Source organism: Croceitalea sp. MTPC6 (assembly GCF_036985525.1).
Lineage (GTDB): Bacteria > Bacteroidota > Bacteroidia > Flavobacteriales > Flavobacteriaceae > Croceitalea.
This window is the reverse complement of sequence record NZ_BTGR01000013.1, coordinates 62,194-73,201: the sequence shown is the minus strand read 5'-3', so window position 1 is coordinate 73,201 and position 11,008 is coordinate 62,194. Positions and strand designations below refer to the sequence as shown.

The following is an 11,008-nucleotide window of genomic DNA, read 5'->3' as shown; positions in this document are numbered from 1 at the left end:
TGTGTATAATTCATTGCTAGTTAGAGCCTACTTTGGAAATTCCTGTGGAATTTCCAACTTGGTGTGTATTTGCAAAGTTAAGTGCTAAACCACGCAACTACTCATAGCCGAGACCGTTAGCGGCAATTTAGATAAACCGTTTAGAATTTTAAATTTGAGATATAGTATTTACATATTAACCATTCTATTTTTTTTAGGCTGTGACAAAAAGAAAGTCAATAAGAGTTATAATCTTCAAAGTACTTTTCAAAAAGAATCCAACAAAACCAATCCCTTAATTCATGGTGTTTGGAAGTCGATTGGAAATGGGTATTACTTGGAAGTACGCAAGGATAGTATTTTACTTTACAGTTACACTAAAAGCTTCTGTTACAAAGAAAAAAACGATTATCTCGAAGGTCTATTAAATTCCGAAAGTCAATTTATAATTCATGAAGATACTCTTGGAATTTACTCAACGGATTATAGTGATGAAACCCAAAAACTGCAAACAAAAAAAGATTTTGTTAGAGTTGGTAGGCTTCCTGATAATACAATTGATTTTTCCGAAATGACAAAATTGAGCCCTAAAAAGTCTTTTGAATTGTATCTAGAGACAATGCGTGAAAACTATGCCTTTAGTGAAAGAAGGAAACTGAACTGGAATGAATTACACAACGAATACAAGGATAGTGTTTCAAAAGGAGATGAAGCCCTCTTCAAAACCATGGGACAAATCGCCACATTAACAAAAGACCAACATACAAAAGTAATTTCAGAGACTGGAAAATCTCTGCAATACCGAGTAACACCTTCAGCAGAAATTGTCAAGGAGTCATTCAAGGAACAATCAGAAGTAAAAAACCTTAACGAATATTTCGATTTATTTTTTGGTACTAATTATAAAAACATTTCAGATAGTTTGTTACAAGGAAATGGACAAAAAATAGCAAACGACAAACTTGAATGGGGCGAATTAACGGAAAATATTGGCTATATCCATATTCACTCTTTTGCAGGTTTTTTAGACAAAGAATTTACACGAAAGTAGCAAATAGATAGCCTAAACACTTATATGGAGAACATCATAACAGCCTTCAAAGATAAAGATGCCATTATAATTGATGTCAGTTTTAACTTTGGAGGTTATGATGCGACTGCACTTACTATTGCCAGTTATTTTACAGATATTCCAGTATTGTCCCATACTAGTCAAGTATATAATAATAGTGATTTTTATAATGAGGATGATGTAATTATTTATCCAGCTGATTCTATAAGGTTTACGAAACCAGTTTATGTCTTGACTACTGATATCAGCAGAAGTGCAGCAGAAGGCTTTGCTATGATGATGGACGCCTTACCGAATGTTAAACTGGTTGGAACAAATACTCTAGGAACTTTATCAGGTATGCTTGGAAAATCAATTGGAGATTTTTATACAACCTATTCTAATCAGAGATTGATTAATAAAGATGGCGATTTTTTTGAGGTCTATGGAGTTAAACCTGATATTGAATTGGAAGTTTTTATTAAAGAAGACGTACTGAACAGTCATAAAAACACTGTTATTGATTTAATAAAAATGATAGAAGAAAATAAAAACAGCCACTAACAACGGCTATAGTTCATTACGGCTGAAATCCCTAATCGGAATTTCAAGCCTTTTTGCTAAATTTATGGTTACGGCGGAATGATACTCGCGCACCATTCGGTAACGAAACCATAGCCAAAACCGATGGTGTAGCATACGCCTGCGGCGTATCAGGACGCTATATGCAATCTGGTCGACAAATTTTATTCCCAATACCGCAAAATCCAGCAAGGTAACGTCCGCTAACGCGGACTACTTGGCAAACAATGCCATGTGATTAAACGGAAGTCTGATTCACACAGCATTGTTAAAAGGATTTTGCTATATTTCCTTAAAATTCGCCGGACTCCACATAGCGCGGCGTTGGCAACAATATCATAAAAATTTACATTTGGTTCGTTTTTGGTGTAAATTAGCATCAAAATATATTTCTTATGGCTAGACAGAGCATATCTTTCACGCGACCAAATGATGAATGGTTAAAAACGCAAGTTGATAATCAAGAGTACTCAAGTAAAAGCGAACTTGTTAATGACTTAATTCGTCAGGCTAGAAATCAACAAATCGAAATTGACTGGATAAGAGCTAAATTGGAAAAATCTGAAAATAGCGGATTTACCAATGATAGCAAGGAACAAATCTTAGCACAATCCAAGTCTAAACTTAATGACTAAGTATAAATTAAGTAATGAGGCTAAAAATGACCTGATACGCATTCATAGTTACGGAGTCAAAAAATTTGGAGTGCAACAAGCCGATATATACTTCGATACGTTTTTTGAATGTTTTGACATTATAGCCAAAAGACCATATTCATTTGAATCTGTCGAATACATCAAGAAAGGGTATCGGAGATGTGTTTGCGGTTCGGACAGTATTTACTACAAAATCAATAATGATACGGTCGACATAATGGCGATTGTCGGAAAACAGGATTTGAAAAACATACTCTAAACTGCACGTAAAAATACTGTTGCCAACACAACCTAAACGTAATGCGGACTTTAGGGAAAAATCGAAAGGTCTGTTTATATTTATGAAGTCGCTTAATCTTATGGATTTAGCTTTGGAACAACAAAAGAAAAACCAAAACAATAAGCTTTAGCTACGTATAGCCGAAGCCGTTAAAAAAATGGAATTAACATCAGAAGTAAAAGAATATATAGATAAGAGTGTTTTATGTTGGTTAGCAACTGCATCTTCTGATAATATCCCTAATGTTTCCCCCAAAGAAATTTTCAAGTATTATGGGACCAATGCAATACTCGTTGCAAATATTGCTTCCCCACAAACAGTAAAGAACATTAAACAAAATGAAAATGTTTGTGTTAGTTTTATTGATATTCTAGTACAAAAAGGGTTTCAAGTCGCTGGGAAAGCCAAAATCATAGGTAAAAAGAATCCAGAATTCGCTGATATGGAAAAAATACTGCTAGAAATGACAGGCGGGAAATTTCCATTTGCGACAATTACAAAAATTACAGTTGAAAAAATAAAACCCATTATCGCTCCAAAATATTTGTTATATCCGGAAACAACTGAAAAAAACCAAGTTGAAAGTGCAAAAAAAGCCTATGGACTATTAAGATAAAATGTTTAAACCCTATCTATCTTAGCTCCTATAGCACGTAATCGCTCATCAATATTTTCGTAACCACGGTCTATCTGTTCTATATTATGAATAGTAGATGTTCCTTTTGCAGAAAGTGCCGCAATTAACAAAGATACCCCTGCCCTAATATCTGGTGAGGTCATGGTGGTTGCCTTTAAGGTAGATTGGAAATTATGACCTATGACAGTAGCTCTATGTGGGTCGCAAAGAATAATTTTAGCACCCATATCCAATAACTTATCCACAAAAAACAAACGGCTCTCAAACATTTTTTGGTGAATCACGACTTCCCCTTTAGCCTGTATGGCTACCACCAATAAAATGCTCAATAAGTCTGGTGTTAATCCAGGCCAAGGAGCATCAGAGATGGTTAAAATAGAACCATCTATATAATTCTGTACTTCGTACCCATCTTTATGTGCAGGAATATAGATGTCATCATCACGACGTTCCAATTTTATCCCAAGCTTTTGAAAAGCATTTGGTATCTGTCCTAAATCGTCCCAGCTAACATTCTTTATGGTCAATTCACTACGGGTCATAGCTGCTAGACCTACCCAGCTACCAATTTCAATCATATCTGGTAGCATTGTATGGTCTGTACCTCCTAAACGTTCAACTCCCTCAATGTGCAATAAGTTGGAACCAATACCTGAAATCTTCGCACCCATTCTGACCAACATTTTGCACAACTGTTGTAGGTAGGGCTCACATGCGGCGTTATAGATAGTAGTTGTTCCTTCAGCTAAAACAGCTCCCATTACAATATTAGCGGTTCCAGTCACTGAAGCTTCATCTAAAAGCATGTAAGTCCCTTTGAGCTTCTTTGCCTCTACTCCGTAGAAATATTCCTCTTTATTGTATCTAAACTTAGCGCCTAGCTTAATAAAGCCTTCAAAATGGGTATCTAATCTTCGCCTTCCTATTTTGTCTCCTCCTGGCTTTGGAATATAGCCTTTACCAAAACGGCCTAAAAGTGGTCCAACTAACATAATAGAGCCTCTAAGCCCTCTTCCGTCCTGTTTAAATTGGTCAGATTGCAGGTAATCCAAATTGATATCATCGGATTTAAAAGTGTAAGAACCCTTTCCTTTCTTCTGGATTTTTACCCCTAAATCTTCCAGTAGTGCAATGAGCTTATTTACATCTACAATGTCCGGTATGTTGTGTATGGTTACTTTTTCATCGGTAAGTAAAACTGCGCAAAGAATTTGTAGTGCTTCATTTTTTGCGCCTTGAGGGGTAATTTCACCCTTTAATTGATGACCTCCCTCTATTCTAAATGTCCCCATTTATTTAATTGGATGATATAATTAATATCTCTTTTTATTTCGGTTGTTTCGTTGGTTCTTTTTGCCGTTGTTATAGCTCTTATTGGATTTTTGAACCCTATTTTTTAAGAACTGGTTGCTATCAGTAAGACTTTCACCATCTGGTGCTAAATCTATCTCACCATTGCTCAGTTCTTTTAAATGATTAAAAATAGCCGAATCCTCTACGGTGTCTTTATTCCAATTTAAGTAACACTTTTTCATATGGTTGGCAATAGCGTATTCCAATCCGTCCCTTAAATCTCCTTTTTCCCAACTTACCGCAACGTCTATCATACGTTTGATATTGTTCCCGTAAAATCGATATTTAGGATGATTTTGTGGATATTCCAGAGGCTCTGGGCGTTGTCTTAACTCTTCCTTCGTGGTGATTGGAAAAGGGGAATCAACATCCAATTTAAAATCTGACATGATAAATAGCTGATCCCAAAGTTTATGCTGAAAATCTGGTACATCACGTAAATGAGGTTGTAAATTCCCCATTACACTTATGATTGATTTTGCAACTTTGTTTCGTTCTTCCTTATCTTCGATGGAGACTGCGTGGTCTACCATTTTTTGAAAGTGTCGCCCATATTCTGGAATGATTAAATGAGGGCGTTCTGTATTGTATTCTAGGTTTTCTACTAAATTCAAACTGGAAAGTTTTTGATTATTGTTAACGAGAAGTATCCGTTATACTTGCGCAAATTAAGAAATTTATTGCATTTAAAGGGTTTTAAAGCGAAATAACCCCTTCTATCACTGTAACTTTCTTGTATTTTTCGATAACCGTATCTGGGTTTTCCATCATTACAGTTATAGAGACACTGGTGTACGTTCCCTTTTTTGACTGTTTGGATTCAATGACCGCACCCATATTGTCAAAAATATCCGCTATATTTTTAATCTTTTCTTTGTCCGTAGGGACTATAAACTTATACAGGTATTTAGAAGGCCAAGAATTGTTCTCTAATAGTTGCCCTTTTAGCCTTTTGTAAAATTCTTCTGGGTTTTGTTTATCCATGCAAGATTTTTTACAAATATAATCTGTTCGCAATCAATTTTTTTCCCTAAAACCGATTTCATTACTTTGTGTTCACAAAAGAGGTTTTTTGAACACAAAAAAAGTAGTGATATCCGGTGCTCCCGGTACAGGAAAAACAGTAGTAGTTGAAGGTTTGGAAGAAAAAGGCTACCATTGCTTCCATGAAATAATACGCACCATGACGGCTAAAGCTAAGTCTGAAGGCACGATAAAAACACCTGTCTCCAATCCTTTGGCATTTGTAGACGACCCATTTAAGTTTAACCAATTGCTTTTACAAGGAAGATTGGCGCATTTTAAAGAAGCTGAAGAAACAGAACATGAAGTTAGTTTTTTTGATAGAGGAATGCCAGATGTTCTAGCTTACATGAACTATTTTAAACAACCCTATGGCAAAGATTTCACAGATATCTGTGAAGACTATAAATATGACAAGGTTTTTATCTTACCGCCTTGGAAAGAAATCTATGTATCGGACAACGAACGTTTAGAAACCTTTGAAGAGGCAAAAAAATTGCATGAGAATTTGGTTCACAGCTATCAAGAATTTGGTTACTCCCCTATTTCAGTTCCAAAAACTACCATTCCTGAACGTATTTCTTTTATTTTAAATGAATTAAAACTCATTTAGTGCAAGAAAATCCAATAGCTGTTCTAAAAAAATACTGGGGGCATACTGCATTTCGTGGCTCTCAAAAAGAGGTGATTTCCGCACTTCTCAGTAACAAAGATGCACTAGCACTAATGCCCACTGGTGGTGGCAAATCTATTTGTTACCAAATACCCTCGTTATGTACTGACGGAATTTGTATTGTAGTATCGCCCCTTATTGCTTTGATACAAAATCAGGTAGAAAGTCTTAGAGAAAAGGGAATTAAGGCCATAGGCTTAACGGGTGTCTTATCTTTTGAAGATTTAAACAACTTATTGGATAACTGCGTTTATGGAAATTATAAGTTCTTGTACCTCTCGCCGGAACGGTTACAGCAATCATTAGTACAAGAACGTATTCAACAAATGAATGTAAACCTTATTGCGATTGATGAAGCACATTGTATCTCACAGTGGGGGCATGATTTTAGACCTGCTTATTTACAGTGTTCTATTTTACGTGACTTAGCGCCGGACAAACCCATTATTGCCTTGACCGCAACAGCAACCAAAAAAGTAGCAGAAGACATTCTTGAAAATCTTCAGTTAGAAAATGCTTATATCGCTAAAGATTCTTTTGAGAGGAAAAACATTTCATTTCAGGTACAGGTTTATGAGGACAAGCGTTATCAAATCGTACAGCAGCTGCGAGAAGTTGAGCAAAGTGCAATTGTTTACGTTCGTACTAGACGAAAAACGTTAGAGGTTTATGAGCTATTGACAAAGAAAGGAATAAGTGCTACCTTTTTTCATGGCGGACTTTCCAAAGCTGAAAAAACCAAAAAATTACAGGATTGGCTTTCTAGTAAAGTAAAGGTCATAGTTGCCACCAATGCCTTTGGAATGGGGATTGACAACCCAAATGTAAGTTCAGTTATACATTATCAGTTACCAGATAGTTTGGAGAATTATTTTCAAGAAGCAGGACGAGCTGGGAGGAATGGTGAGCCAGCAAAGGCAATTATTCTTACTAATAATGAAGATAAAGAGTGGGCTAAAAAACAATTTACCAAATCCTTACCTAATGTTTCATTTGTAAAACAATTATACAGGCGTTTAAACAGTCATTTCCAAATTGCTTACGGGGAAGGAAGCGGTAATTCTTTTAGCCTGAACTTTAATGAATTCTGTGGTAAATATGAGCTTAATTCTCTGTTAACATACAATGGACTTCGGGTTTTGGACCAAAACTCTGTATTATCACTCTCCGAAAACTATCGGCAAAAAGTCACATTACAGTTTATTGCAAAAAAACAAGAACTGTTTAATTATCTGGAAAAGCACAAAGATATTGCCCCAGTAGTACAAACAATAGTAAGGACTTACGGTGGTCTGTTTGACTATGAGACAAAAATAAACCCATTCCTCATAACTAAAAAAACGAACTTTTCAGAACCTAAAATCACCAACATTTTAAAGCAATTAGAAAAAGACAACTTGGTTACATATTCTGCAAGTTCAAATGATTTAGAGCTAACATTCTTAGTGCCTCGGGAAGATGACAAAACCATTAACGTATTTGCGAAAACAATAAATTCCCTTAATGAAACAAAGACAGAGAACCTAAAGAAGATGTTGGACTATGTAGAAAATAAAACTATATGCCGAAGTGTGTTTCTACTAAATTATTTTGGGGAGACTACTAATGGAGTTTGCGGAGTATGTGATATATGTACTTTAAACAAAACTGAAGTTGCCGAAACCAACATGGTTAAGAATACAATTTTAAAACTACTCGAAAGTAAAAGCCTTTCATCAAGAGAGTTAATACTTAAGTTAGGCTTACATGATTCCATTGTACTTTTGTCCCTTCAAGAATTATTGGAAGATGGGCAAATACTAATTAACCATAGAAATCAGTATGAAAGAAAGTAGAGATTTGCGAATCGTTTTTATGGGAACGCCAGAATTTGCTGTTGCAGGATTGGATAAGCTAGTTTCAAAAGGGTATCAAGTAGTTGGCGTAATAACTGCTCCTGACCGCCCTGCAGGAAGGGGAAGAAAGCTAAGGAAATCTGCAGTAAAAGAATATGCAAAAGATAATGGAATAACAGTTTTACAACCCACCAACCTTAAGAACGAAGCTTTTTTAGAGGAATTAAAGGAACTAAAAGCTAACTTACAAGTGGTTGTGGCATTTAGAATGCTACCAAAAGTAGTTTGGGATATGCCAAAATATGGGACCTTTAACCTTCATGCCTCGCTATTGCCACAATATCGTGGGGCGGCTCCAATAAATTGGGTAATTATTAATGGTGAGACCAAAACCGGTGTTACCACTTTTTTTATAGATGAAAAGATAGACACTGGAGAAATAATACTCCAAGAAAGCATAGGAATAGGAAACAGTGAGTCTGCTGGAGAATTGCATGATAAATTGATGGATTTAGGTGCATCATTAATACTAAAAACAGTAGAAAAAATTGCACGTGATGATATTGAATTAAAAAAACAGACAACATCGGAGGATTTAAAGCCTGCCCATAAAATCCATCGGGAGACCTGCGAAGTGGATTGGTCAAAACCAATTCATGATATTTTTAATCATATAAGAGGTTTGAGCCCCTATCCTACGGCGTGGACCACCTTATATAATGATAAGGATAAACTTCAGCTCAAAATTTATAAGACAGAGTTTGAAATTGAAAAACATAAACACCCAATCGGTAAATTGATTTCAACAAAAAAGACCATTAAAATAGCAGTAGAAAATGGGTATATTAATTTGTTGGAAATTCAATTGCCAGGAAAGCGAAAAATGAAGACCCATGAAGTTCTAAATGGGCTAGAACTGTCAAAAAACACCTATGTTCGCTAAAGCCTTACTACCACTAGGCTAAGGAAAATCGTTGAAAAACCTCACATTTATCAACAAACCGCCCGAGTTATCAACAAAAACGCTGATTTCCCCTTATTTTACTTGCTTCCAAGGCAAATCCGTATAAATTTGTTTCAGCATTAAAATTATTTTAACAACAATTAATTTAATTCAATTATGAACAAAACAGAATTAATCGATGCAATGGCAGCTGATGCTGGCATCACAAAAGCAGCAGCCAAAAAGGCATTGGAATCTTTCTTAGGAAACGTTGAAGGATCTCTTAAAAAAGGTGGTAGAGTTTCTTTAGTAGGTTTCGGATCTTGGTCTGTTTCAAGAAGAAATGCAAGAGAAGGTAGAAATCCACAAACTGGACAGACTATCAAAATTGCAGCTAAAAATGTTGTAAAGTTTAAGGCAGGTGCTGAATTGGCAAAGTCCGTAAACTAAATCTATATTTTACAGATACTTTAAAAGCGCTTCCTAACCGAAGCGCTTTTATTGTTTTAGACCTTTTTTGAAATTATAAATTAAAATACTACATTTAAAATAACTAATGTTTAGTTAATGGTAAGTTCAAAACCTAAAAAAGGAAAACTTTTAATCGCAGAACCATCTATCACAGGTGACGTTTCTTTCAATCGTTCCGTAGTGTTATTAGCGGAACACAATGATGAAGGTTCTGTAGGTTTTATCCTAAATAAACCTTTGGAATATGACATTAGTGATTTAATTACAGAAATTAAAATTCCTTTTAAAGTCTTTAACGGGGGGCCAGTAGAACAGGACAATCTCTATTTTATCCATAAAGTACCAGATTTAATCCAAGGTAGTATTGAAATCTCGGATGGTATTTATTGGGGTGGAGATTTTGAAAAAACTATTGAACTTATTAATAATGAAGTGATTACCGAAAATGATATTCGTTTCTTTTTAGGGTATTCTGGGTGGGATTCCTTGCAGTTGGACCAAGAACTATCTTCTAAATCTTGGGTAGTGGTTAAAAATGAGTATGAAAGTAATATCATCCAAAAATCTGCCAGTGCCTTCTGGAAAGAAAAAATGGTAGAATTAGGTGGTGATTATTTGATTTGGTCAAATGCCCCTGAAAACCCTACGCTAAACTAGTTTAACCGAACCAAAGCATTCAGCCTACCAAGTAGCTTCTTTGCCACTTCATTTCCAAACTCTTTTTTGCGGTATTTTGTTATAGGTTTAATACCCACTATGGTATTGGTAATAAACAATTCGTCCGCTTTTTGCAGTTCAAAAGGAGAAATAGAAGCTTCCATAAATTCGTAATCTTCCCATTTAGCTATAATCTCTATAAGTTTTTTACGAAGTATCCCATCCAAACAACCATCTTTTAAAGGCGGTGTTTTAATAGTGTTACCAGAAACCAAGAAAACATTACCATTGATGGCTTCAACTACTTGTTTTGTGCCGTTTAACAACAAACAATTTTGGTAATCATTCTCCTCCGCAAAAACACCCGCTACCGTATGCAATAACTTATTGGTAGTTTTTAAATTGGATAGCATATCCGCATTTACATAGAAGTCTTTAAAAAGCTCAACCTCATAACTAGTATCATCAATTGTGTAAAAAGGCACATCCAGTTTTTCAACTTCAATGACAAAAGAGCACTCATTTGTGATCGGGGTATACTTTCCACCATCATTCCTAAAAACAGTCAATCTTGCCCTGCAAGACTTATCGCTCAAGTCTTTTACTTCCATTGTTTTGGAAAACTCTTGCTCTAAAAATTCCATGGTAAACTCCATAGGAATCTCCATCCTTAGAATACGCATACTGGACATTAAACGAAAGTAGTGGTCTTCCCAAAAGAGTAGTTTTCCACTACTTATCCTAATAGTTTCAAACAGCGCGTCACCATACTTAAAACCACGATTTTTGTGATTTAAAAAAGTATCGTTCGACGGAATAAGTTTACCATTAAAATTGACCATAGAAAAAGCCTTGAAAAAATCAAGGC

At 35.4% G+C, this 11,008-nt stretch carries 14 protein-coding genes; 10 read left to right on the top strand and 4 right to left on the bottom strand.

Annotated elements, in window-relative coordinates:
• Nucleotides 1-154 precede the first annotated feature (154 nt).
• The 5 genes from AACP56_RS17160 to AACP56_RS17140 all read left to right on the top strand — a co-directional run bounded on the left by AACP56_RS17160 (nt 155) and on the right by AACP56_RS17140 (nt 3,164).
• The gene (locus tag AACP56_RS17160; protein ID WP_339334800.1) at nt 155-1,030 is read left to right on the top strand and encodes a hypothetical protein; all 876 of its coding nucleotides are present in this window, start codon (nt 155-157) and stop codon (nt 1,028-1,030) included.
• 24 nt (nt 1,031-1,054) lie between these two features.
• Nucleotides 1,055-1,594 carry a S41 family peptidase gene (locus AACP56_RS17155; RefSeq protein ID WP_339334802.1) on the top strand — a complete coding sequence of 180 codons (540 nt, stop codon included), beginning with the start codon at nt 1,055-1,057 and terminating at the stop codon, nt 1,592-1,594.
• 413 nt (nt 1,595-2,007) lie between these two features.
• A complete protein-coding gene (locus tag AACP56_RS17150) occupies nt 2,008-2,247 on the top strand; it encodes a ribbon-helix-helix domain-containing protein (protein ID WP_138660197.1) in 240 nt (79 codons plus the stop codon).
• Nucleotides 2,240-2,527 carry a type II toxin-antitoxin system RelE/ParE family toxin gene (locus tag AACP56_RS17145; protein WP_339334804.1) on the top strand — a complete coding sequence of 96 codons (288 nt, stop codon included), beginning with the start codon at nt 2,240-2,242 and terminating at the stop codon, nt 2,525-2,527. Before AACP56_RS17150 ends, AACP56_RS17145 begins: the two co-directional genes overlap by 8 nt.
• A 178-nt stretch (nt 2,528-2,705) precedes the next feature.
• Complete coding sequence (locus AACP56_RS17140; protein WP_339334806.1) at nt 2,706-3,164, top strand: pyridoxamine 5'-phosphate oxidase family protein; 459 nt, start codon at nt 2,706-2,708, stop codon at nt 3,162-3,164.
• A gap of 5 nt (nt 3,165-3,169) precedes the next feature.
• Here AACP56_RS17140 and murA read toward each other — a convergent pair whose 3' ends face one another.
• The 3 genes from murA to AACP56_RS17125 form a co-directional block, all read right to left on the bottom strand.
• Nucleotides 3,170-4,477 (bottom strand): UDP-N-acetylglucosamine 1-carboxyvinyltransferase, encoded by a 1,308-nt coding sequence (murA, locus tag AACP56_RS17135; RefSeq protein ID WP_339334808.1) that lies wholly within the window; start codon nt 4,475-4,477, stop codon nt 3,170-3,172.
• Nucleotides 4,478-4,498: 21 nt separating this feature from the next.
• Nucleotides 4,499-5,152 (bottom strand): DUF4290 domain-containing protein, encoded by a 654-nt coding sequence (locus AACP56_RS17130; RefSeq protein WP_339334810.1) that lies wholly within the window; start codon nt 5,150-5,152, stop codon nt 4,499-4,501.
• A gap of 82 nt (nt 5,153-5,234) precedes the next feature.
• Nucleotides 5,235-5,522, bottom strand: a complete 288-nt coding sequence (locus AACP56_RS17125; protein WP_339334812.1) for a DUF493 family protein — start codon at nt 5,520-5,522, stop codon at nt 5,235-5,237.
• 88 nt (nt 5,523-5,610) lie between these two features.
• Here AACP56_RS17125 and AACP56_RS17120 point away from each other — a divergent pair, with 88 nt between their 5' ends.
• From AACP56_RS17120 to AACP56_RS17100, 5 genes are all read left to right on the top strand, one after another.
• Nucleotides 5,611-6,174 carry an ATP-binding protein gene (locus AACP56_RS17120; RefSeq protein WP_339334814.1) on the top strand — a complete coding sequence of 188 codons (564 nt, stop codon included), beginning with the start codon at nt 5,611-5,613 and terminating at the stop codon, nt 6,172-6,174.
• Nucleotides 6,174-8,069, top strand: coding sequence for a RecQ family ATP-dependent DNA helicase (locus AACP56_RS17115; RefSeq protein ID WP_339334816.1), 1,896 nt, complete (start codon nt 6,174-6,176; stop codon nt 8,067-8,069). The genes AACP56_RS17120 and AACP56_RS17115 overlap by 1 nt, the downstream gene beginning before the upstream one ends.
• Nucleotides 8,056-9,012 carry a methionyl-tRNA formyltransferase gene (gene fmt, locus AACP56_RS17110; RefSeq protein WP_339334818.1) on the top strand — a complete coding sequence of 319 codons (957 nt, stop codon included), beginning with the start codon at nt 8,056-8,058 and terminating at the stop codon, nt 9,010-9,012. Before AACP56_RS17115 ends, fmt begins: the two co-directional genes overlap by 14 nt.
• A gap of 177 nt (nt 9,013-9,189) precedes the next feature.
• A complete protein-coding gene (locus AACP56_RS17105; RefSeq protein ID WP_339334820.1) occupies nt 9,190-9,462 on the top strand; it encodes an HU family DNA-binding protein in 273 nt (90 codons plus the stop codon).
• 117 nt (nt 9,463-9,579) lie between these two features.
• Nucleotides 9,580-10,140 (top strand): YqgE/AlgH family protein, encoded by a 561-nt coding sequence (locus AACP56_RS17100; RefSeq protein ID WP_339334822.1) that lies wholly within the window; start codon nt 9,580-9,582, stop codon nt 10,138-10,140.
• On the opposite strand, the gene AACP56_RS17095 is transcribed toward AACP56_RS17100, so the two are convergent.
• A complete protein-coding gene (locus AACP56_RS17095; RefSeq protein ID WP_339334824.1) occupies nt 10,137-10,982 on the bottom strand; it encodes an aminotransferase class IV in 846 nt (281 codons plus the stop codon). The two genes, AACP56_RS17100 and AACP56_RS17095, sit on opposite strands and share 4 nt — an antisense overlap.
• Nucleotides 10,983-11,008 lie beyond the last annotated feature (26 nt).

Excerpts from the sequence above, each read along its gene's own strand:
- AACP56_RS17155 (WP_339334802.1), top strand. The coding sequence starts at position 1,055 with ATGGAGAACATCATAACAGCCTTCAAAGATAAAGATGCCATTATAATT.
- AACP56_RS17150 (WP_138660197.1), top strand. The coding sequence starts at position 2,008 with ATGGCTAGACAGAGCATATCTTTCACGCGACCAAATGATGAATGGTTA.
- AACP56_RS17145 (WP_339334804.1), top strand. The coding sequence starts at position 2,240 with ATGACTAAGTATAAATTAAGTAATGAGGCTAAAAATGACCTGATACGC.
- AACP56_RS17140 (WP_339334806.1), top strand. The coding sequence starts at position 2,706 with ATGGAATTAACATCAGAAGTAAAAGAATATATAGATAAGAGTGTTTTA.
- murA (WP_339334808.1), bottom strand. The coding sequence starts at position 4,477 with ATGGGGACATTTAGAATAGAGGGAGGTCATCAATTAAAGGGTGAAATT.
- AACP56_RS17125 (WP_339334812.1), bottom strand. The coding sequence starts at position 5,522 with ATGGATAAACAAAACCCAGAAGAATTTTACAAAAGGCTAAAAGGGCAA.
- fmt (WP_339334818.1), top strand. The coding sequence starts at position 8,056 with ATGAAAGAAAGTAGAGATTTGCGAATCGTTTTTATGGGAACGCCAGAA.
- AACP56_RS17105 (WP_339334820.1), top strand. The coding sequence starts at position 9,190 with ATGAACAAAACAGAATTAATCGATGCAATGGCAGCTGATGCTGGCATC.
- AACP56_RS17100 (WP_339334822.1), top strand. The coding sequence starts at position 9,580 with ATGGTAAGTTCAAAACCTAAAAAAGGAAAACTTTTAATCGCAGAACCA.
- AACP56_RS17095 (WP_339334824.1), bottom strand. The coding sequence starts at position 10,982 with ATGGTCAATTTTAATGGTAAACTTATTCCGTCGAACGATACTTTTTTA.